Consider the following 22,816-nt stretch of genomic DNA (forward strand, 5'->3'; position numbering starts at 1 on the left):
TTAGTACGCGCCGTCGCCATGCCACACCGAGGTCACGGTGCGCACCAGGATCATGAGGTCCATACGCAGCGACCACTCCTGCGCATACTGGCGGTCGTACTTCACGCGCTCGTCGTACGAGGTGTTCGAGCGGCCCGAAACCTGCCAGAGTCCCGTCACACCGGGCTTCACCGCTGCGTAAGCAGCGAATTCATCGCCATACTTCTCAACCTCGGCGGCAACGATGGGACGCGGACCGACCAGGCTCATCGAACCGGTCAAAACATTCCAAAGCTGCGGCAGCTCGTCGAGCGAGGTGCGGCGCAGGAAGTTGCCAACGCGCGTCACACGCGGGTCCTTGGTGAGCTTGTGGGTCTCGCGCCACTCGGCGCGCGCTTCCGGATGCTTGGCGAGGTACTCCTCGAGCACTTCAGCCGAGTTCACGCACATGGTGCGGAACTTCCACATGGAGAAGAAGTCGCCATGCGATCGAATGCGGCGGTGCGAGAAGAAAACCGGGCCCGGAGAACTGAGCTGCACGGCCAACGCAATCACCGCAAAGAGCGGGACAAGGATCGGCGATACGGCGAGTACGGCAAGCACATCGAACGCGCGTTTGACGACGCGATAGCTGAAACGACGGGTAGGGCTGGCGACGCGGGGCCTCGGAGTCGAGTACGCATTCCAGGTCGCCTCCGTCGCAAAACCGGTGGGCGACGACAAGACGCTGGTGCGTTCCGTTTGTATTTCTTGCGTTTCTGCAGACATCAGGCGCACTCCAAAACCAGGAAGTGAAACATTCGCTTGTAGCGACGATCTCTTATCTCCGAGATCTGTCAAAACGAGTATGCCCGCTAAAGGGAAACGCCAGATGAATCAGATCAGCAACAGCAACAAGGTGTGTTTCCAATTGTAACTACTTCAGCGAGCAAAAGTTGCGGCTAGTTCCCATGAAGTTTTCTGGGCTGCCGAATCTTGTCCCGGTACGCCTGATGGCGTGCCCAGAGATCATGGTGTAATCGTACAGATGCAGATTCTCGAAACCTCGTTGCCTGGCGTTCAGCTCGTCCGTCCGAAACTTTTCGGCGATGACCGTGGTTGGTTCACGGAAACCTTCAACTCTGAGCGCTTCGAACAGAGCGGCCTGCCCGCCAGTTTCGCGCAGGATAACCAGTCTTTTTCGGTGCGCGGCGTGCTCCGCGGCCTGCACTACCAGCTCGGCCAGCCCCAGGGTAAACTCGTCCGCGTCCTCAGCGGCCACATCTGGGATGTCGCCGTGGATATCCGCAAATCCTCACCCCACTTCGGCAAATGGGCAGGCTTCCATCTGAAGCCCCGCACCGAGGATAACCAGCTGGAAATGCTGTGGATTCCCGAAGGGTTTGCCCACGGATTTCTTGTGCTCTCGGAAACCGCCGAGGTGCTCTACAAGACCACCCGCGGCTACTACCCTGCTGGCGAGCGATCGATCCTGTGGAACGATCCGACGTTGAAGATCGACTGGCCGGTTGAGGGCCTCACGCCGTCTGTTTCCTCCAAGGACGCCGTCGGCAAGCTCCTCACCGAAGCCGATCTGCCCGAATAATTCGGATGACCCATGTCTCGATTCTGAGACACGGGTTCGCAGGATGACAGCGGGCCAAGCATTCTGCCGTCTGCGCAAAGCACCGCGCGGCAGGGGCGCCCGGCTTTCGTACCTACCCCTGTTCGCGCATCCAGCGCTCCACCGCAGCCAGCGAATCAACCGCCGTAAACCTGCCCGCGCACCCAGCTTCCTCGGTGCCGGGCAGTAGAAACATCTGCGGCACGCCCGCCGCGTTCGCTGCGGCCACGTCCGAGCAGCGATCTCCCACCATCAGCGAGCGCGACAGGTCCACACCAAGATCACGGGCACCGCGCAGCAACATGCCCGGTCCAGGCTTGCGGTCTTCATGCTCGCGCTGATACGCGCCTATGCCCTCACGCGGGTGAAACGGACAGAAGTACACCGCATCCAGCCGAGCGCCCTTGGCGGCAAACTCCGCACGCATCCAGTCCATCAGCGTGTGGAACTGCGCCTCGGTGTACAGCCCCCGGCCGATACCGGACTGGTTCGTCACCACGATGATGCGATAGCCGAGCTCCGCCGCCGTGCGCGCCAACGAGAAGATGCCGTCCACCCAGCGAACATCTTCAATGCGGTGCAGGTAGCCGACCTCGTGATTCACCACGCCATCGCGGTCCAGAAATAACGCACGCCCGCTCACTCGCCGGCTCCGATCTGCACCAACGGCTCCGTTTGCTTCGGCACGCGCACACGCGGCAGCAACGGCTTGCCTTCGCGTCGAGCCGCGATCAGCGTCTCCACCTCGCCCACGACCATCCCGGGCGTCACCTGCTGCATACAGAGGTTGTTCGAGCATGGCGCGTAGTCGCGACCGTCATAGCAAGGTCGGCACGCAAAGCCCGCACCACCCCACAGCGCCACCGAGTTGTGCCGCTGCGGCAAGCGTCCGTGTGGATCGACCGGCCCAAAGACCGCGACGATGCCCGCGCGCGTGATACCTGCCAGATGCAGCGGGCCGGTGTCATGCGTCAACACCACGTCGGCGCTGTTGAGCAGCCCAACCATCTCCACGAGCGAAAGCTTCGCCGTCATATCCACCAAGCCGAGCGGCTCGAAGTACGGCGATGCCCAGCGATCATCCGGCCCGCCCGCCAGCACGATCTCATGCCCGCGCGCCTGCAACTCACGCGCTACCGCAATGTAGCTTTCCACGGGCCAGCGACGCAGCGCATCGTCGCGCATCGCGTTGCGTGCGCCCGCGGCGATCATCACCACGCGAGCACGTTCGCCGCGCGCCAACGGGCTCTCCGGCATCGTCTCCGGCAGCAGAGGCGCCAGCGCCTGTGGTCGCACATCGTCCTTCGCCCCGCGCAACACACGCGCATACTCGTCGGTGTGGTGACGCCCCGGCAGCAATGCAAACTCACGCTTCGTCGTCGACAGCAGGAACTTGCGCGACGCGCGCACCGGCAGCGTCAGGATGCGATAGCGGCTGTCGTAATAGAGCGTTGCGACAACGTCATACTTCGCACGCAGCAAGCGGCGCCACAGCGAAAAGATCGCGCCAGGCTTGCCCGATAGCAGCGCGCGATCATCCGCCTCGACGACGTTGATCCACGGATAGAGCTGGAGAATCGAAGAAGCCGCACGGCCGCAGACCCAATCGATCGCGTAGCCTTCAGCCTGCAGCGCACGCGCCGCGGGGATGGCCATGACGACATCGCCGATGGCCCCCAGCTTCACGATGAGCGCACGCTTCATCGGCTACTTCCCTTCCTCAGGCCAACGCGCATCGCGCAGAAATACACTCTGGTTGCGCAGGATAGAGATGTGGCCGAAGTAGCGCATCAGCAGCTCATACTTATGCGGACCGACGAGCTTCAACGCCCAGCCGAAGAGCTTGTGCACCGTGTCCACGCGGCGATCACGCGGGTTGAAGTCCTTCCACGTCTCCTTCGCAGGCGCGACAACGCCAGCAACAAGCTTCTGCTGCTTCGCGAACTTCGCAAACGGTCCATTCGCGTCGAAAGGATCGGTACCCACGAAGTGTTTCTGATGCGCGGCGTAGATGCGACGCGCGAGACGCGTGATCGTCGTGCCATCGCTGAGCGCGTCGAATCCATACGGCAGTGATTCTGCGGCAGACGCAGCGGCCTTCTCCGCGCGCACCGCGGCCTTGTAGTCTGCGAAAAGCTGCGTGAGGTCAGGACGCGAAGCCAGCGTGTAGCGGTTCGTGTGCTTCGAGAGAACGCTCTCGTCCGTCACAACGATGCCGCTGAAATGGAAGAAGCGCAGCGGCACCGGAGCGGTGTTTGCGTTCTCCACCATGTAGCCCTCGGCGGTGGTCTGAATGCCGCGCTCGTGGATGTTCCAGTACGCCATGTTCAGGCCCGCGTTGCGCGAGATGTGCACGTCGGCAAACAAGCCGGGGACCATGTTGATCCACTTCTGATCGACGAACAGGCCCGAGCGGCCTTCGCTGTATCCGGCCTCGAGGCAGCGCACATCCCACCACTGCAACAGCTTGCGCGACTCCTCGCTGGAGCTCACGGCGATGAAGCCGAGGTTGTACGTTCCGTTCACCAGCAGGTCCTGCTCGCCGGGAGCTTTTCCGTCCCACACAGGCGTGGTCATATGCGGCGTCAGCACGGCGCTTGCGCCTGCGTCCAACACTTCAAACACAGGCTCCAGCGGCGCGTAGACATAGATGTCGGGGTCGAGATACACGAGCGTGTCAAGCTGATGCTTGGCCAGAAGATGCAGCATGAACGCCGGCTTCACGTTCGTATTCAGCTCGAGGATGTCGTACTTCATCGCCTCGGCGCGGAGGTCGGCGACGCCGATCTCATGCAGCATCACCGGCTCAAAGCTGCCGCCGAGGAACGGCGTTGCATCGGTCAGGTTGGCAACGATGAGCACGAAAAAACGATGGCCCGGATGCGCGCGAAGATACGACGCTCCAAGGGTGCGTGCATAGGCAAGATAGTTCGGCGAAACGATAGTGCAGGCAGCGCGATTCATCAATGGCTAGTCTACCTTCTTGAGATTTGCGGCCAGCGTGCATCTCCGTTGCGTTGCCGTCGTGCTTGGTGCGTTCAAGCCGCAGGATTCAGCTGCGGCTCTTCGTTGGACTTAGGGACACGTGGCTTGCGTGGCAGCAACCTCCGCCACAAGCTGTTCTTCACGCGTCGCTTCTGCGGCGTAGCGATCACGAGCGTGCCCTCCGCCTCACCCGGCCACCCGTACAGATAGATGAGATAAGCGAACCAGAAGAAGAGCATTACCGGCAGATAGTTGATGCCGCCGTCGATGGTCGCCACCAAGCAATAAAGGATGATGCCCTTCAACGCGGCCAGCCGCGTCGGCGACTTGAGCGGCGAGCGGTCCACGAGCAGCAGCAACATCGGGCCCCACATCATCAGCAGAAACGCGATGAGACCAAAGTAGCCGTACATGAACGTGGCGGAAGAGTACGTGGCCTCGGAAAGCCCCTGCAGACCGCGCACCGGCAGCCAGTCGGCCTCGGTGATGGCGTTCAACTGTCCGAGTCGGCCGCCCGCCGTCGGGTCGAGCAGAAAGCCCAGCCCCGAACCATTCAGCACCAACGAAGAAAAGATGATGGTCGAGATCGCAATCAGCGCGAGCACACGGTTCTTCGCGTCGCCCAGGTACAGCACCGGCAGCGTCTTGGCCTGACGCGCCAGCAGCGTGATCAGCGGCAGCGCTTCGTAGAGCACGATGCCGACCCAAACCGTACGAGACAGCGTCAGCACCAGGGCGAGCTTCAGCAACCGTCGGCGCCACACCTTTGCTTCCAGCAACTCATACAGCGGAAGGAAGATCAGCATCGCAACGCCGTACAGATTGCCGTTGTTATACGTCGAGATCAGCTTCAGGAAGAGCCCGCGCGCGATGTGCTTGGTGTACTCCAGATCGCCATAGTCGCCGGCGTTCACCGTGAAGTACGGAATCTCCACAAAATGCCCCGTAAGCGGATGCCAGACGAAGAGGAAGATTCCCCAGATCACGGTCAGGAAGATGGACCAGCGGAAGTACCTGGAAAGGCGGTTTCCATCGATCAACGGCAGAAAGGGCGCGTAGATGCCGAGTACCACCCAGGGCAGAAAGATGAAATTTACCGCATTGCCGACCGCAAATCCGGTGTCCGCGAGGCCGAACGTGAGCCCCGTGTAAATGAAGATGCACTGCATGGGCAACATGCACAGCATCGCGAGATAGAGATTCCTGCGATAGCGCAGGGGCAGCGCCAGAAGCCTGTACACCAGCAGCACCGGCGCCGTAAGGCCGAGGAAGACATATCCCCACGTGATCGGTACGAACCCGACCTTGAATCCACCCTTGGGAAACAGCACATTGAACACCACCAGAAACCAGGCAGTGAACATAGCCACGGGATGTGGATGGCGGAAGAGACGCATGAAGGTTCGCTCGAAACGTTACGCCGTACGTCCGGCGCGTAGACGGGCAAACTGTTCCTGCGATGCAGGGTCAGCCGCCATGCGAAGCCAGAAACGCTTGGCGATGGCACCCATCAAGCCCAGAAGGAACGAGATGGCAATCGCAAGATAGAGCAGCGTCTTGCGCGGCGGCCAGGCCTTGCGGTCCGGCACCAGCGCCATATCGATCACCTGGAAGGTAGAGCTCTTCTCAGCCTCCGCCAGTCGCGCGGTTTCGTACTGGCGCGACATCGACTCCACGATCGTTTCGTGTTCGCGTACATCGCGCGTGGCGCGCAGCAGGTCCAGGTTCTTGTCGGGCATACCCGCAGCGCTCGGCGCAGCGCCGACGGGAACCGCACCGGTGCTGCTTTCCATCTGGCTTTCCTTGGCCTCAAGCTGACGAATCTGCGAACGCATCGTGACCACTTCAGGGGCGTTCTCCGTTTCGCGCTGCAGCAGTCCAGCAAGCTGTACCTCGTAGCCCGTGATCTGCTGGCGAATCGCCTGAATCGACGCAATTCCCGCCTGCGTCTGCGAAGAAGAATCCACCAGACCTGTCGACTTCTGCGTCTTCGCCAGGCGGTCTTCTGCGGAGTACAGCAGTTCGCGTTCCTGCTCCAACTGCTTCTCAAAGAACTTTCGCGTCTGCGCGCCTTCGGTCAGGCTGAGACGATCATTCAGGTTCCGGAAGGCCACCAGATAAGCATTGGCAATCTGCGCGGAGCGCTGCGCGCTGACATCCTTCACCTTCAACTGGATCAGCGAATCGGCGCCTTCGTTCACCGTAGTCTCGCTAGCCAACACACCACGAACGGCCTCGCGGTCCTTCGCGTGGAAGCTCTTCATCAGGTCCAGTTGATCGATGACGTCATCCTGCACACTGCGGCTGCTGAGAAGACCGATGTACAGAGCGCCGGCGCTGCGCTGGCCAAAGATCGCCGCCATGGCCGAGTCCTGTCCGTGCATGTTCGTCGGAAGAATCGATGCTGTGCTGACAAACAGCGTCTTCATCGAAAAAATTCCGGCGACGCACAAAGTCAGTGCGACCGCAAAGATGCTGGCGATCAGACGCCACTCAAGGACGATCGAGACAACTACCGCCAGTATGTCTATGCCTTGTTCCCCTTCAGAGGCGTTGGGCAGCGGAGAGTTGGAATGTTCAAGCGACATGCGAAATCAAATCCTCAAAGATGCAAAATCTCTCGTCAGCGAAAGCTACCGCAGCACGTTGATAGCTGCAGCACCGAAGCCAATGTTGCCGATCACCTGCGAGATTGCCAGGATGCGCTGCAGAATCGCGCGCTTGTCCAGCACCGGCGGAACCACCACCGTATCGCCCGGATAGATCGGCGCCGCCAGCACGTGAGCATACTGGCGGCTGACCACCGAACCGTCGGCGCGCAACACAAAGATACGCTTGCGATCCGCCTCACGGTCAGGCCCACCCGCGCGCTCCAGGTACTTCAACACCGTTTGGCCGGGGGCGAACAGGAACGCATTGGCGCTGTACACCTGCCCCTGCACGTTCACGTTCGACGGGATGCGCGGCACCACGAAGCGGTCACCGTCCTCGAGCGCAAGATCGGGAATCTGATCCACCCCCTGGCTGTCGGGACGAAGGTCCAGCACGATACGGCCGATGGGCTGCATACGGCGCAGGCGCGCCACGGCGCTCCGCGCATCGGCGGCAGAAGCCGTCGCGGCCAGCTGATCGCCCGACGTAGCGGCACGTGCCTGATTGCTCGCGGTCACGGCGGATATCTGCGCTTCCAGCTCGTCGGCATACTCCGCCAGACGCTGCTGCTCCACGCGGCGGGTCGACTCGCGCGTGAACTCGGAAGCATAGAGATACGCATCCGAGGTCAGACCACCGGCGCGCTGGATCAAGGCGCGCAAAGTTTCGCCCGGCTGCACGCTGTAGACACCGGACGCGACGAACTCGCCCTCCAGACGCACGTAGCGCGTCTGCTGCGAGCCAGGCACACGGATATCGGCCTTCGAGAAGATCGTGATGACATCACCGGCCTGCAACGGCAGGTTCTGCGAAGCATCATGGTCCAGCACCAGCTTGCCCAGGTTGAACGGAATCAACGAGGTCGTTAGATCTTCCTTGTTCTGACGTTCAATGACAGCGTAGCCCCAGTCGATGTCCGGCGCGGAAAGCACCACATCCGTCTTCGCGTCGAACAGATTGTTGCTCGCCGTCAGCGCAGCGCCTACAGAGCTTCCACCACCATCCGAGCTGGTCGCCGTCTTGCTGGAATTACTTCCGCTCTCACGCTCCGTCTGCGAACCATGTACCTGCAGCGCGCCTTCTTCATCAATCGGCTGCGAACCCGAGCGGGGTGCATAGTCCTGCTGCGCCTGACCGAGCTGATTGCGCTTGCGCCAGTAGGAACGCGTGACCAGCGCTTCGCGCGACGGGAAGAGATCGCTGAGGTGCATTCCCTCATGCCAGACATAGCGTCCGGGGTTCGCCACGTTGCCACGCAGCGTCACGGCGTTGCGGAAGCGATCGATGATCGAGGTCACCGTAATGATGTCGCCATCGCGAATCGGATCATGGCTATCCAGCGAGATGTCGCGCATCGAGCGGTCGGCATGGTCATGTACGCGCTCGAGGCGAACCGTCTGGCCCGCCGCAACGTTCGTCTGTCCGCCAGCGAGCTCCAGCACGGAAGCGACATCCTTCTCGCCCTTCAGCTCGTAGATGGCCGGAACCGCAACGCTGCCCATGATCGCTACCTGCGGACCCACCGTCGGGAAGAAGACCACATCGCCCGAAGCCAGTGCGATATCGTGCGACTTATCACCATGCAACAGAAGGTCGTACAGATCGAAGTGTTCGATGACCTTACCGCCACGGCGCACCTGAATGTCGCGCACCGAACCGCTAGGCAATGGACCACCCGAAGCAAACACCGCGTTGAGCAACGTGCTCAGCGACGACACCGAGTACGAACCCGGACGGCGCGCCTGGCCCACCACGAAGATCTGAATCGTGCGCAGACGACCAAGCTGTGCGCTCAACGTGAAGTTGCGATAGTAACGACCTAGCTGCTGGTTCAGGAATGACCCGAGCTGCCCGTAATGCAGCCCAGCAACCTGCACAGAACCCACGCCCGGCAACTGGATCGCGCCTGAGCGATCTACGCGCAGAGTGAGCTTGTCATTGAACTGTCCCGCGAGCTGAACGAGAATTTCATCGCCCGGCCCGATCACGTAGTTGTCGTTGACGGGAACCTCGTCGATCGGCGCAAAGGTCGAAGGCACACCGCTGAAGAGCGACGCACCAAAGATCGGCACACGGCGTCCGGTGCTGGCCAGCACCATCTCTTCAAACTCCGTCGGCACATCGCGAACCGCAGAGGAGACCTCTGCGCGACGCGTCGCATCGTCTGCGCGATCCGTCGTCGCTTCTGCCGAACGCGTCTGCGCGTTCTGCGCTCCGCTTTGTATTGAGGTCCCGCTCAAGGACGATGGAGCCGAAATGCTCGCGCCACCAAATCCACCCGCTGCTCCCCCAGTGGCTCCGCCGCCACCGCCGCCCGTCTGTGCAAGAGCGGACGTGGTGCCAGCGATCATCAACAGAGCAAGGCACGCCTGCGAGAAGCTGCGGGGGGAAAAGATGGAGGACAAGCGGGTCGCTGAGAACGGATTCACGCCGAAAAACCTGTTTCTAGCCGGGTAGAGCTGGCTGTAGCTAAACTCTGCCGCGCGGTTGTGCGCGCAGCAGGATGGTGCAAGAAGTCTAATGGATAGCGAGCATTTCGAGTGCGCCGGTGCGAGCTTTCGCTCCTAACGCTGAATACACGAAGGCCACCTCCACCAAGGGAAGTGGCCTCGAGAACTTCAAAAGGCTAAAGGGTAAAACCGCAAGCTTAGCGCGAGCGGAAGCGCGCATACAGCGCAGCGCCAGCAGCACCGACCAGGCCGAGAACAGCCGTCGGGCACTCAGGCGAGTTCACGCAACCAGTCTGAGCGTGCGCAAGAACAGGAATGAAAAGCAGGGAGCCGATAAATACGATGCGCGAGGTTGCCTTCATGATGATCTTCGCCTTCGAGGAAAATTTGGAGTGTTCAGGGTGTTGATTCAGGATAACGATACCACCCCGTAGGTGGCAAGCTCCAAAATCCAACCCCTGAATAGCTACTTATTCACGATAGATTCTCAAAATGGGTCGCAGGTTGCCCGGGCCTCAAATTTCTGACGGAAGCCGCACGGCGACTCGCCCCTTCAGCCGCAGCCGCAACTCCGCCGTCGCTTCCCGATGACACATCAGGCAGAGCGTCCTCAAATTATCCAGATCGCACTCTCCCCCGCCCTCCGCAACGGGGCGGATATGGTCGGCGTCCCACAACGACCGCCGTGCCGTCACAGACCGCAAACCCCACATTTCGAGCGCGATGGCTCTCGAATTTCCGCGCGAACGCTTCAGCCTCGCATACTCGGCAACCGTGTCCGAGGAGCACAGCGCACAGATCCCGCGGTCCCGCAGAAAGACCTGGTCGCGCAGATATCCGGGGTCCGACCGCAGACGCCACTGGTGCACGCAGTATTCGGAACAGAAGGTGCGCCGCCGCTTCGCCAGAATCTCCAGCCGGCACCACCGGCAGAGCGGAAGCCCATTCGGCCCGCGCTCACGCTGCTCCGGCCGAAGCCAGCCCGACTCGGCAAGTCGACGCGCAGTTTTCGCCTGATGGGAGCTCGAGGACATGGTGAGAAAAGCTTATCGCGCTCCGCCGACCTCTACAGCTACGGCCGCTCAGAGCGCATCACAGCTAAAGAAGTCTGGAGGAGACGCATCATGGCAGATCAGAACAAGAACGAACAGCCGGCCCAGAGCAACAGCACGGCATCAGGCTCCAGCAACGCCCCTGCGACAAGCCCCGAGCCGCAGACGGCACCCAACCAGATCAACCCCTCGGCCCCCGGCGAAACAGGTACGACTACGAAGTAGCCGCCAGCCCCGGGTTTGGAAACCCGAAAGCCCCTATGCGAGACTGGCAAAGCTGCCATCCCCGCACAGGGGCCTATAGCTCAATCGGTTAGAGCAGGGGACTCATAATCCCTTGGTTCCAGGTTCGAGTCCTGGTGGGCCCACCATCCACATTCTTCAGCCATAGATCATTCGCAACGCTGACCATGCGGTGTTGGCCTGCAGCCCAACACCGCTTTCACCGTCGCTGGTAACAACTTCGAGCTTGCTCGCCGTGGCGGTTGCAGGCAGTCCTTGGCATCCACTCTGGTGAGGCGTTCGTGGCAGTGTCCATGAACCGAGGTTCCGCGTGGATCGCTATGGTCAATGTGGCGTACGGAATACGCTCCAGATTTGCAGACCAGCTAAACCGAAATGCCCGAATCACTATAACCACCTTATTTACTTTTACTTACAAGTGAAATCCGTTCTGGATTCATGCTTGCCCCATGTTTTGTGCAGTTTGCCATCACAGCCCTTTTGGGGCGAAGATAAGGCGAAATGTTGCGCTCCGCACAACTCGTCAGCCACATGGTGGAGGAGGCACTCTCGAAGCGTGTTGCGTCGCCATTTGCTCCTGCGGTGAGGGCCGAGGCAAGGCTGCCCTTTGGGATTGAAGCGATAGACTCCGCAGCGCACGGTGGTGCTCCCATTGGGGCCATTACCGAGTTGGTAGGTGGCCTCTGCTCAGGCCGCACCGGCGCGGCACAACACTTCGTCTCGTGCCTTCAAGCAGAAGGAAGCGTCAGCGCGTGGGTGGACGTCAGCGATTCCTTCGACCCGATCTCTGCCAGCGCGGCAGGCATGGACCTGAAGCGGCTGCTATGGGTGCGTGGAGCGAGAGCGGCGACAAACGTAGCGGCGACAAACGAGGGATGGGTCGCGCAACGCGTAGCCGGGCATACGGAGGCCTTTGCACCGAGCGGAGGCGGCGGCAGCCCACATCCGCGCAGCGAAGGCCGCAACATGCCGCAGGCTGTGCAGGCGTTACTCGGAGCGCATGGTGGTCTGCTCGATCATCAGAGTCGTCGCGAACGCCGCATGGTCGGTACGCCGGGTGCACCGAATCGTCCGCTCTCGTACCGTGCTCCTGACAGGCAGGAGCAGATACCGACAGACCGCAGGCCGCCACGTCGCGGCGACAATCTTGCTATCACGCCACGCTGCTCCGAGCCGTTGCCGCGTCGTGAGCCGCAGCTCTCGACGGTGAGCTCTCAGCCGATGAAGCCTGCAGCACGCACGACGCACGCGTCGCCTCAGAAGCCTTGGCAGGCGCTCGACCACGCGCTGCGCGTTACCGATCTGCTGCTCACCAACGGAGGCTTTGCGGCCATCGTGCTCGACCTTGGCGACATTCCTGCCGAGTATGCGTGGCGTATTCCGCTGGCAACGTGGTTTCGTTATCGCGCTGCGTGTGAGCGCAGTCGCACCTCGCTGCTTCTGCTCACGCAGCATCCCTGCGCCCGCTCCAGCGCAGGGCTTGTGGTGAGGATGCAGCCGGGAGTGATGGAGTTCGACGGCGCGGTGATGACGGGCGTACGTTTTGCGGCAGAGGTTGAGCGCAGCCGATTCGCACAGCAGCCGAACCGCATCGTGCCGATACGCAAGCCTCCACAAGCAGAACACCCCGGCTCGTGGAAGAGCGAGGCCGTATGGGCATGACTCCGCTCTATGTCTGCGTTCACGTGCCGGAGTTCGCGGCGCAAGCACTGATTCGTCTTCGTCCAGAGTTGATGGGCAAAGCCGTTGCAGTGATGGCCGGCGTCCCGCCTCTGGAGGAAGTATGCAGCGCAAGCCCCGCAGCCATGAAGCAAGGTGTGGCGCACGGTATGACGAAGGCTGAGCTGGAGAGCTTCCACGACATCGTCGTGCTGCGTCGCTCCCTGCTTGAAGAGCAGCACGCAAAAGCTGCGCTGCTTGATGCGGTGTCCGCCTTCACGCCGCGCGTTGAGATTCAGCCTGCGAGAAACGCTGCGCTGGATGCCGTGCTCGACATGACCGGCTCGGAGTTGATCTTCGGCAGCGCGAAACAAATCGTTGCGAAGCTCGACGCAGTGCTGAAAAAGTTCTTCTTCTCCGCTGGCATCGCTGCGAGTGCCAATCAGCACACTGCGGTCTGCCTAGCACCGTCATCGCGCAAGCCATCCGTGGTGGCCCCTGGCGAAGAGGCAGTTGTACTCCATCATCTTCCGCTCACGGCACTACCGCTTTCGCAGGAACAAGCCGACAAGCTGGAGCTATGGGGGCTGAAGACGCTGGGCGATCTCGCGCAGCTACCAGAGACGGAGCTTGTAGTGCGCCTCGGGCAACAAGGCAAACGCCTGCAGTTGATGGCGCAAGGCAAGCACCCGCACCTCATGGTTCCCGAAGAGCCAGAGTTCACGCTCAGCGAGTACATCGCCTTCGACGCACCGATTGAGCTGCTCGACTCGCTGCTCTTCGTCCTCGGCCCGATGCTCGATCAACTCATCGCTCGTGCGCAAAACCATGCGCTCGCGTTGGCGAGCGTAACTCTCACGCTGGCGCTTGATGGTGGTGAACGCTTCGAGCGAACGCTGAAGCCTGCGCTGCCTGTCGCGCAGAGAGAGGTGCTACTCAAGCTGCTGCATCTTGACCTGCAAGCGCATCCGCCGCCTGCAGGCATTCTTGCGGTGCTGGTGAAAGCCGAACCGGGTGATCGCAGCAAGATGCAGCTGGGTCTCTTCGCGCCACAAACACCGGAAGCAGCGCGCCTGGACATCACGCTTGCACGCATTGCTGCAATCGTCGGTGAAGACCGCGTGGGCCGCGCTCGATTGCTCGACACTCATGCAAGCGAAGGCTTCGTGATGGAGCCGTTCACGGTTTCGACCGCATCCTCGGTGAAGACGCAGGAGACGAAGTCGAACACGACGACCTTGCGGCGCTGCCGTCCTCCATCGCCACTCACCATGATGCTTCGCGAATCGCGTCCGCATGAGTTCTATCTCACCGGCAAGAGATACATCGTGCATCAAGCCTTCGGTCCGTGGCGCCGGAGTGGTGAGTGGTGGACGCAAGAGGTATGGTCCTGCGAGGAGTGGGACATCTCCGCATGTGCGACCAGTGGAGAGACTCTCCTTTGCATCCTCGCGCACGATCTGCTCCACCACCACTGGCAGATGGAGGCGATGTATGACTGAGCCACAATACATCGAGCTACATGCCAACAGCGCGTTCAGCTTCCTTGAAGGCGGCTCGCACCCGGAAGCTCTCGTGCGTGCAGCGGTGGAAGCAGAGATGCCAGCGATGGCCCTGCTCGATCGCAACGGCGTGTATGGGGCCGCGCGCTTCCATACCTCAGCCAAAGAGAATGGCGTGCGCGCACACATTGGTGCCGAGATCTCAGTCTCCTCACTAGGGGATGCTGTGCTTCCACCAGACTGGATCCCTCATCAGCAGCGGGCTGTTCCGGTTCGGCTTTCATTGCTCTGCGAATCCCGCACCGGGTATCAGAACCTTTGCCAGATGATTACGCGCTTCAAGATGCGTGAGCGCAGCAAATGCGAAGGCGAAGCAATGCTGGAGGACTTGCATGAATTTTCGCAGGGCTTGATTTGCATGACCGGTGGTGAAGAAGGCCCGCTGGCTGCGGCGATAACGCGTGGAGGGGAGGTCGCCGGACGCGAATGCTTAGAGAAGCTCATACAAATCTACGGTCGTAGCAATGTGTATGTGGAACTGCAGCGACATGGTGATCGCGCAGGAGAATGGCGCAATCAGACAGCCATGCGGCTGGCTGAAAGTCTGCATCTGCCTCTGCTGGCGACGAACGGTGTGCGTTACGCCACGCAGTATGAGCGCGAAATTTTAGACGTCCTTACCGCGGTGCGCCATCATGTCCCGCTCGATAAAGCAGGTCGGTTACTGCAGCGAAACTCGCAGCGCCAGGTGCGCAGTGCGCGTGCGATGCGTCGTCTGTTTCATGACGTCCCCGAAGCGGTCGAGAATACGGTGCTGCTTTCCGAGAGGCTCACGTTTGAACTGAATGACCTCGGCTATAAGTTTCCTACGTACAACACGCCCACTGGCGAACCCATGTGGATGCTTCTGCGTAAGCTCGTTCGCAACGGCATCGAGCGACGCTATCGGCCCAAGCGCGATCCTTACCTGATGCGCAGAGCGAAGACTCAGGCACGACGTGAGTTGGAGTTGATTGAGAAGCTCGGCTTCGAAGGTTATTTCCTGATCGTGGAAGACATCGTTCGTGAGTGCAACAAAAACGACATCATGGTCCAAGGACGCGGCAGCGCAGCCAACTCTGTAGTTTGCTATGCGACAGGCATCACCGCGATTGATCCAGTAGGGATGGACTTGCTCTTCGAGCGATTCCTCAATGAGAACCGTAACGAGTGGCCTGACGTAGATCTCGATTTGCCTTCTGGCGACAAGCGCGAGAGCGCTATTCAATACGTTTACAAAAACTACGGTGAGCTTGGTGCTGCGATGACCGCCAACGTCATCACGTATCGCGGCAAGTCTGCGGCGCGTGAGGTTGGCAAAGCGCTCGGCTTTGATGAAGAAACTCTCGCTCGCCTCACAAGCCTAGTTGGCCATTGGGAGTGGCGCAAAAAAGACGAGACACTGGGCGACAACTTTCGCCATGCTGGCTTCGACATCAAGCATTGGCGCATCGCGAAGTATGTTGAGCTATGCGAACGCATACAGGACATTCCTCGTCATCTCGGCCAGCACTCCGGTGGCATGGTCATATGCCAGGGGCAGCTCAACAAAGTCGTACCGCTGGAACGTGCGTCGATGGCAGGACGCAGCGTCGTGCAGTGGGACAAGGACGATTGTGCAGCGCTCGGTCTGTTGAAGATCGATCTGCTGGGTCTTGGCATGATGGCTGTGATAAAAGATTGCACCACGCTCATCTCGCAACATTATGGCCAAGCCGTCGACCTCGGCCAGCTTCCTCATGACGATTCCGAGGTCTATGACACGCTTTGCAAGGGCGACACCGTAGGCATGTTTCAAGTAGAGAGCCGCGCGCAGATGGCATCGATTCCGCGTAACGCGCCGCGTAAGTTCTATGACCTCGTCGTACAGGTCGCCATCATTCGCCCCGGCCCCATCGTCGGCAAGATGATGCACCCATACATGCGCAGGCGGCAAGGTCTCGAAAAGCCCGAGAGCATTCACCCCAGCCTGGATAAAGTACTGGAACGAACGCTCGGCGTTCCGCTCTTTCAAGAGCAGCTGCTTCGCATGGCCATGGTCGTCGGTAATTTTTGTGGGGCCGAAGCGGAAGAGCTTCGCAAAGCTGTGGGTATGCGTCGCACCTGGAAACGCATGTCTGAGCTGATGGTGAAGTTGCGCAATGGCATGGATGAAAACGGAATCGATGCCGAGAAACAAGAACTCATCGTGCAGAGCATTCAATCCTTCGCGCTCTACGGATTTCCCGAATCACACGCTGCGAGCTTCGCGTTGATCGCTTACGCCTCGGCGTACTTCAAAGTGAAGTACCTCGCGGCCTTCACCTGCGCCATGCTCAACAATCAGCCGATGGGCTTCTACACACCTGCGGTGCTGATCAAGGATGCATTTCGTCACGGTCTGCGCATCAAACCCATCGATTTACAAACCTCTGCAACCACCTGCACCATCGAGCACGAGCCGGATGGCTCTCGCTCGCTGCGCCTCGGCCTCAACTACGTGCGCGGCCTCCATGCCGACCTCGCCCAAGTTATCGTTGCATCGCGGACGCTGTATGGTCCTTTTCGCAGCGTGGATGATCTACACCAGCGAGTGCCCCGGCTCAATCGCAGCGATCTCGCACAGCTCGCGCGCATCGGTGCGTTGAATTGGATCGGTGAAGTGCAACATCGCCGCGATGCCATCTGGCAGATCGAGCAGGTCAGCCGGAATGCTGGACCGCTATTCGTCGCGGAGACGGCTTCTTCTCCAGCTTCTTCTCCACTGCGTCGCATGCAAACAGAAGAACGTCTTGTGGCGGACTATTCAGGCACAGGGTTATCTACGAGTCCGCATCCGATGGGCTATCGGCGCGCAGAGCTGCGACAAGCTGGAGTCTCATCCGCCACAGAGCTACAGGGCAAGCGCGATGGCTCACGCGTTATCGCCGCCGGTGCGGTCATCGCCCGCCAGCGACCGGGCACAGCTCTCGGCTTCATCTTCCTCTCGATGGAAGACGAAACCGGGATCGCGAACATCGTCATCCACCCGAACCTTTACGAGGAGGACCGCCGCATCGTCACCAGCGGCAAGTTCCTCAAGGTTTTCGGCAAGCTGCAGAACCAAGACGGGGTAGTGCATGTGAAGACAGAGCGGCTGGAATACCTCCATGCCGCGCCCATCGAAGTACGATCACATGACTTCCACTAAGAACGCTAGTTGTACTCCAGCACGTGCGGAGCGGGCCAGGTCATTGTGCCGTCGGCGCGGTTTACGTACATGAAGACCTTCGTCGTACCGTTCACGCGCACGGCCACGATCGTCCCCGTACCGAAGTTCCCCGTGCCGTCCGTCTTCGAGATATCGACGTGATGCTGCGTGATGGGGCCGTTCACCGGGCTGTGCGTGGTCCAGTCTTCGATAAAGCGCGGCAGCGGATAGCCGAACTTCGACGGATGCTGTTCCCAGTTTTCATCATTCTCATAGAGCGCGTAGGCGGTCTTGTAATCCTTCGCCTCCAGCGCGTTGAAGAACTTGTTCACGCGATGCTCGGTGGGGATGTTTGAGAACGCCCAGCCGTGGCCCAGCACGTAGCCCGCAAACGTGAAGAAGAAGCCTACGATCAGCACGGTCACCACCGAGATGACCGTGCTCTTGATCAGGCGGTCGCGGGTGGGGTCGTAGTTCGGTGCATCCATCAACGTGCTCATGCTGTCTTCCTTTGCGGGCAATGATCTGGTGAAGCGTGAAGCCTCACTGCATTAGACACCGGCAAGGGCGTTTCGGGATGAATTTCCTGTTGCGTTTCGAGAACCGCTACCAGCGACGCGGTTCGTCCGCCGGATCGTGCCGCGGGAAGGCGCTCTTCCACCACTCGCACTCGGGCTCAGCCCCGGGCAACAGATACACCGACACCACATCGAACCGCACGGGCACATACTGCCGGAACGGCTGCGGAACGTGCCGCAGATACTGCCGCACGAGCTTGCGAAGCTGCTGGCGCTTGTCGCGGTCAACTGCGTCCTCAGCCGCGTAGGCATCGCGCGCCGTGCGGGCCTTCACCTCGGCCACGACGAGCGTCTCGCCGTCCCACGCCACCAGGTCGAGATCGCTGCGGTGTCCGCCAGAGCGCCAGCGCCGCGCCACCACCTGCAGACCCTGCGCCGCGAGGAAAAAGTACGCCGCGTCTTCGCCTCGTTCGCCGGTCAGCAGATGCTCCGGCAGCGGTTTGTGGCCTTTTCGCAGGCGTTTTATGGCGCGGCGACGCTGCGCACGATCCAGAAGCCACGCATACAGGCGCGCCTGCCAGCCGAGAGGCCGCAAGCCGTCAAGGGACGCCGCCGCATGAGGGTTCATGCGCCCAGCATAGACGTTGCGGTCGCCTTCTGCACAGGTGGCTTGATATACTTGATCGTGCACCCCGAGCACAATCCCGATCAGCATTCGAAAAAGCAGGTGGATATGTCAGCAAAGTACATCTTTGTGACGGGCGGCGTTGTGTCTTCTCTTGGCAAGGGTCTTGCCGCAGCCTCCATCGGCTGCCTGTTGGAAGCGCGTGGACTGAAGGTCAACCTCATGAAGTTTGACCCGTATCTGAACGTCGATCCGGGCACGATGAGCCCATTTCAGCATGGCGAGGTCTTCGTCACCGACGACGGCGCCGAGACCGACCTCGACCTCGGTCACTATGAGCGCTTTACCCACGCCAAGCTGAGCCGCGACAACAATCTCACGACCGGTCGCATCTACGAGCAGATCATCACCAAGGAGCGCCGCGGCGACTACCTCGGCAAGACGGTTCAGGTGATCCCGCACGTGACCAACGAGATCAAGGCCGCCGCCAAGAAAGTCGGCGCGGACTGCGACGTCGCCATCATCGAAATCGGCGGCACCGTCGGCGACATCGAATCGCTTCCCTTCCTCGAGGCCATCCGCCAGATGCGCCAGGAACTCGGCCGCGACAACACCGTCTTCGTGCACGTCACGCTGATCCCGTGGATCGCCGCCGCGCAGGAGCTGAAGACCAAGCCGACGCAGCACTCCGTGAAGGAGATGCTCTCCATCGGCATTCAGCCGGACATTCTGCTCTGCCGCGCCGACCGCGAAGTGCCGCGCGACATGCGCGAGAAGATCGCCGCGTTCTGCAACGTCGAACAGGGTGGCGTGGTCATCGCCAAGGACTGCGCGAGCATCTATGAAGTGCCGCTGAACCTCGCCGAACAGAACGTCGACACGCTCGCGCTCAAGTACCTCCGCATCGAGGCCAAGGACGCCGACGTTTCGCGTTGGCAGGACATCGTGCACCGCGCCTACAACCCCAAGGACGAGGTCCACATCGGCATCGTGGGCAAGTACGTGGAGTACGAGGACAGCTACAAGTCGCTGAAGGAAGCGCTCGTGCACGGCGCGCTGGCCGAGAACCTCAAGCTCCGCGTGACGTGGATCGAGGCCGAGGGCCTGGAGACCGACGACTACGCGCAGCAGCTTGCGCACTTCGACGGCATCCTCGTTCCGGGCGGCTTCGGCAAGCGAGGCGTCGAGGGCATGTTGAACGGCATTCGCTACGCGCGCGAGTCGAAGACGCCGTACTTCGGCATCTGCCTCGGCATGCAGACGGCGTGCATCGAGTACGCGCGCAACGTAGCGGGCCTCGCGCAGGCGAACTCGGGTGAGTTCGACCCGGCGACGCCGCACCGCATCATCTACAAGCTGCGCGAGCTGATCGGCGTAGAAGAGATGGGCGGAACGATGCGTCTCGGCGCCTACACCTGCAAGATGGAGCCGGACTCACTGGCCGCGAAGGCCTACGGCACCACCGAGATCAGCGAGCGCCATCGTCATCGCTACGAGTTCAACCGCGAGTACGAAGCGGTGCTCGTGGGCGCAGGTCTGCGACTCACTGGCTCGTCGCCGGAAGGAACGTACGTGGAGATCGTCGAGATCCCCGAGCATCCGTTCTTCCTCGGCTGCCAGTTCCATCCGGAGTTCAAGTCAAAGCCGCTCGAGCCGCATCCGTTGTTCCACGCATTCGTGAAGGCCAGCTACGCGAACCGCGCGACGGCGAAGTCGAGCAAGGAAGCAAAGCAAGCTACGGCGTAAGCTTCCGCAGCACACATGAGGGCACAGCTTCGGCTGTGCCCTTTTCTTTTGAACCTCCAACACTGTCATCCTGAATGCAGCGAGGGATCTGGCGGAGGCACGTCTGCTGGCGCTAGCAGCACGCGGGATGCCGGGTGCCCCACATCTGCGCTTCATGCAGATGTGGGAGAGCGAGAATGCATGGCCTATCGGAAGCATCCTGCAAACCCACGTCTCAGAATCGAGACATGGGGCACCCGTTCGTAGCTTTGGAATAAGGAACATCGATAAACAGATCCTTCTGCTGCGTTCATGACAACAACGACCGTCTGGAGAAGAAGCAGTAGAATCAAGCGCAATGAGTGAATACACCAGCTATCGCGGAGAACGTCGTCCTGGCGGCGCACTGGCAGGCATCGTGCTTGCCGTCATCATCGGCGCCGTGGCGCTGGGCGTCTTCGTGCACCACGCGCGCTCAGGCTTCGCGGGCAAGCTCGCCTCGCTCATCACAGGGCGGCAACTCAATGTCATCTCCGCGCCCACCGTGGTCGATCGCATCCAGGCGCTGAACCGCCTGGAGACCGTCGTTTACTCGCTGGACACCGTGGTTGAAGGCGATGCGTCCTTCCCGCTGCTGCCGGACGCGCTTACCGGCGACAAGCTGCTGCTCATCGTCCACGGACAGACGATCGCAGGCGTCGATCTCTCGAAGCTGAAGCCTGAAGACCTGCAGATCACCGACAACGGCAGCGCTCGCAGCGTGCAGGTCACCTTGCCGGCCAGCGAGATCTTCGTCACCACGCTGGACAACGCCCACACACGTGTCTATCAGCGCACCACAGGCCTCTTCGTTCACGCGGACCCGAACCTCGAGAGCGTTGCGCGTCAAAAGGCCCAGACGCAGCTGCAGGAGGCCGCGCTGCAGGACGGCATCCTCGACGCCGCGCGCAAGAACGCCCGCGCACAGTTGACCACGCTGCTGCAGGGCCTCGGCTTCTCCAAGGTGGACGTGAAGTAGCGCTTCGCGCTCATCACCAGAGGTTCCTGCGAGGCATGACCGGAAGCTCACCACCGCTGCACGCGTTAGCAGGAATGACGCCAACTCATCGCTCGAAACTCGCGACCCGTAACTCGCGTCACCTGTCGCTCCACTTCGCTGCACAATCTGCGTTACGCTTGAGTCTTCGGCCTCCGCTTTCCGCGTCTAACGTGAAGAAAGTACACGGCCCCACGATTCAATGACAGATATCGCACCGACCTCCACCGGCGAACCCGCAGCCGAGCTTCAACCAAAGCCACAGGTGACGCGCAAACCCGCGCTGCCTGCGCTCACCGGCCTGCGCACGCTGCTCGCGCTCACCATCGTGCTCTTTCACTTCACCCCCTCGGGCCTGCGGTGGAACGCGCATCCGTGGGTCTCGCTCTATCCGCTGGTCGATATCGGTTACGTCTTCGTCAGCTTCTTCTTCCTCATTTCGGGCTACATCCTCGCGTACAACTACGCGGACCGCGGCACGATCAACCCCGCCGATTTCTGGATGGCGCGCATCTCGCGTCTCTACCCCGTCTATCTGCTGACGATGATCATCTCGATCCCCATGCTGCTCACCGAGTGGCAGGTGCGATCGCACACGGACTTCTGGGAAGGCGCCATTGCCACGCCGCTGCTCATTCAGGGCTTCTTCCCCAACCTCGCCACCTTCTGGATGACCGTCACCTGGACGCTCTCCTGCGAGGTCGCGCTCTACATTCTCTTCCCGTGGCTGATGCGCCTGAAGTGGCCGACGAAGACCAGCACGCTCATCGCGATGGTGCTCGGCCTGTGGGCCGTGGGCATGGTCCCGCACATCACCTACATCTTCCTGAACCCCGACCACCTGCCGCACATGGCCGACCGCTACTCCGGCGGGTTCTGGGTGCAGTTTCTCAAGTACACGCCGCTGCCCTACCTCTGCACCTTCCTCGCGGGCCTCACGCTGGGCCGACTGCAAGGCGCGTGGAACCTGCAGGTGCGCGGCCGCATGATCGCCGGCATCGCGGGATTCACGGCGATGTGGTTTGTCACCTATCACCTTGCAGATAAGCTGCCCTACATCATGATCCATGGCGGTTTGCTGACGCCGATCTTCGCGTTGATCATCCTCGGGCTCAGCGGCCCCAGCCCGCTGGCGAGCATCTTCGCGATCCGTCCGCTGGTAGCCGTCGGCACGTCAACGTACTGCCTCTATCTGCTGCACTTCAACGTCTTCATGCTCATCCACAACTACCACCTGCCCGAGAAGCTGCATGTGCAGTCGATCGATCCGTGGATCAGCTACGTGGCCGTCGTGCTGCTCGCCATGGGCGCACGACGATTCGTCGAGCACCCGATGCAACTTGTCATCAAGAACTGGTGGAAGCGCTATCGCGACGGACAGAAAGAAGCCGCACGACTCGCCGCATAGCCAGAAGCCGCCACAAACCGAGTGCCCCATGTCTCGATTTTGAGACATGGGTTTGCAGGATGCCTCAGGGAAGCATCAGCATTCTCGCTCTCTCCCATATCTGCGCATGAAGCCGCGCAGATGCGGGGGGCACCGACCTCCTCAGTAAGCCCATAGCCAGAAGCCGCCACA

At 60.9% G+C, this 22,816-nt stretch carries 19 protein-coding genes and 1 tRNA gene; 9 read left to right on the top strand and 11 right to left on the bottom strand.

The annotated features are described in order from the left end of the window. Positions 1-747, bottom strand: a complete 747-nt coding sequence (locus OHL11_RS13430; RefSeq protein WP_263372008.1) for a sugar transferase — start codon at positions 745-747, stop codon at positions 1-3. Between the two features lie 259 nt (positions 748-1,006). Between OHL11_RS13430 and rfbC the strand changes: the two genes are divergently transcribed. Beyond that, positions 1,007-1,564, top strand: coding sequence for a dTDP-4-dehydrorhamnose 3,5-epimerase (gene rfbC / locus OHL11_RS13435; protein WP_263372009.1), 558 nt, complete (start codon positions 1,007-1,009; stop codon positions 1,562-1,564). Positions 1,565-1,676: 112 nt separating this feature from the next. On the opposite strand, the gene OHL11_RS13440 is transcribed toward rfbC, so the two are convergent. From OHL11_RS13440 to OHL11_RS17250, 8 genes are all read right to left on the bottom strand, one after another. Next, positions 1,677-2,225, bottom strand: a complete 549-nt coding sequence (locus tag OHL11_RS13440) for a D-glycero-alpha-D-manno-heptose-1,7-bisphosphate 7-phosphatase (protein ID WP_263372010.1) — start codon at positions 2,223-2,225, stop codon at positions 1,677-1,679. Beyond that, entirely contained in the window at positions 2,222-3,286 is a 1,065-nt protein-coding gene (locus OHL11_RS13445) for a glycosyltransferase family 9 protein (RefSeq protein WP_263372011.1), read from the bottom strand. Before OHL11_RS13445 ends, OHL11_RS13440 begins: the two co-directional genes overlap by 4 nt. A gap of 3 nt (positions 3,287-3,289) precedes the next feature. Continuing rightward, entirely contained in the window at positions 3,290-4,546 is a 1,257-nt protein-coding gene (locus tag OHL11_RS13450) for a group 1 glycosyl transferase (RefSeq protein WP_263372012.1), read from the bottom strand. Between the two features lie 74 nt (positions 4,547-4,620). Continuing rightward, on the bottom strand, positions 4,621-5,937 hold the full coding sequence (locus OHL11_RS13455) for a hypothetical protein (RefSeq protein ID WP_263372013.1): 1,317 nt from the start codon (positions 5,935-5,937) through the stop codon (positions 4,621-4,623). A 45-nt stretch (positions 5,938-5,982) separates the two neighbouring features. Further along, entirely contained in the window at positions 5,983-6,996 is a 1,014-nt protein-coding gene (locus OHL11_RS13460) for a GNVR domain-containing protein (RefSeq protein WP_263372014.1), read from the bottom strand. Positions 6,997-7,200: 204 nt separating this feature from the next. Further along, positions 7,201-9,648 (bottom strand): polysaccharide biosynthesis/export family protein, encoded by a 2,448-nt coding sequence (locus tag OHL11_RS13465; protein ID WP_263372015.1) that lies wholly within the window; start codon positions 9,646-9,648, stop codon positions 7,201-7,203. Between the two features lie 218 nt (positions 9,649-9,866). After that, entirely contained in the window at positions 9,867-10,031 is a 165-nt protein-coding gene (locus tag OHL11_RS13470; RefSeq protein ID WP_263372016.1) for a PExPT-CTERM protein, read from the bottom strand. A 153-nt stretch (positions 10,032-10,184) separates the two neighbouring features. Beyond that, positions 10,185-10,703, bottom strand: coding sequence for an HNH endonuclease signature motif containing protein (locus OHL11_RS17250; RefSeq protein WP_317890652.1), 519 nt, complete (start codon positions 10,701-10,703; stop codon positions 10,185-10,187). A gap of 90 nt (positions 10,704-10,793) precedes the next feature. On the opposite strand from OHL11_RS17250, the gene OHL11_RS13480 reads away from it, so the two are divergent. The 5 genes from OHL11_RS13480 to OHL11_RS13500 all read left to right on the top strand — a co-directional run bounded on the left by OHL11_RS13480 (position 10,794) and on the right by OHL11_RS13500 (position 17,333). After that, the gene (locus tag OHL11_RS13480) at positions 10,794-10,946 is read left to right on the top strand and encodes a hypothetical protein (RefSeq protein WP_263372017.1); all 153 of its coding nucleotides are present in this window, start codon (positions 10,794-10,796) and stop codon (positions 10,944-10,946) included. A 69-nt stretch (positions 10,947-11,015) separates the two neighbouring features. Continuing rightward, positions 11,016-11,092, top strand: a tRNA-Ile gene (locus tag OHL11_RS13485). Positions 11,093-11,465: 373 nt separating this feature from the next. Beyond that, entirely contained in the window at positions 11,466-12,626 is a 1,161-nt protein-coding gene (locus tag OHL11_RS13490; RefSeq protein WP_263372018.1) for a DNA recombination/repair protein RecA, read from the top strand. Next, positions 12,617-14,125, top strand: coding sequence for a DNA polymerase Y family protein (locus OHL11_RS13495; RefSeq protein ID WP_263372019.1), 1,509 nt, complete (start codon positions 12,617-12,619; stop codon positions 14,123-14,125). The genes OHL11_RS13490 and OHL11_RS13495 overlap by 10 nt, the downstream gene beginning before the upstream one ends. After that, positions 14,118-17,333, top strand: coding sequence for a DNA polymerase III subunit alpha (locus OHL11_RS13500; RefSeq protein WP_263372020.1), 3,216 nt, complete (start codon positions 14,118-14,120; stop codon positions 17,331-17,333). Before OHL11_RS13495 ends, OHL11_RS13500 begins: the two co-directional genes overlap by 8 nt. A gap of 5 nt (positions 17,334-17,338) precedes the next feature. Here the strand turns inward: OHL11_RS13500 and OHL11_RS13505 are convergent, their stop codons facing one another. Then, positions 17,339-17,833: a hypothetical protein gene (locus tag OHL11_RS13505; protein WP_263372021.1), complete on the bottom strand. Its 495-nt coding sequence runs from the start codon at positions 17,831-17,833 to the stop codon at positions 17,339-17,341. 106 nt (positions 17,834-17,939) lie between these two features. After that, on the bottom strand, positions 17,940-18,542 hold the full coding sequence (locus tag OHL11_RS13510; protein WP_263372022.1) for a YraN family protein: 603 nt from the start codon (positions 18,540-18,542) through the stop codon (positions 17,940-17,942). Between the two features lie 42 nt (positions 18,543-18,584). On the opposite strand from OHL11_RS13510, the gene OHL11_RS13515 reads away from it, so the two are divergent. The 3 genes from OHL11_RS13515 to OHL11_RS13525 all read left to right on the top strand — a co-directional run bounded on the left by OHL11_RS13515 (position 18,585) and on the right by OHL11_RS13525 (position 22,645). After that, positions 18,585-20,222: a CTP synthase gene (locus OHL11_RS13515; RefSeq protein ID WP_263372023.1), complete on the top strand. Its 1,638-nt coding sequence runs from the start codon at positions 18,585-18,587 to the stop codon at positions 20,220-20,222. Between the two features lie 337 nt (positions 20,223-20,559). After that, complete coding sequence (locus OHL11_RS13520) at positions 20,560-21,219, top strand: DUF4230 domain-containing protein (protein ID WP_263372024.1); 660 nt, start codon at positions 20,560-20,562, stop codon at positions 21,217-21,219. A 220-nt stretch (positions 21,220-21,439) separates the two neighbouring features. Beyond that, entirely contained in the window at positions 21,440-22,645 is a 1,206-nt protein-coding gene (locus OHL11_RS13525) for an acyltransferase family protein (protein ID WP_263372025.1), read from the top strand. Positions 22,646-22,816 lie beyond the last annotated feature (171 nt).

The organism is Granulicella cerasi (assembly GCF_025685575.1).
GTDB lineage: Bacteria > Acidobacteriota > Terriglobia > Terriglobales > Acidobacteriaceae > Granulicella > Granulicella cerasi.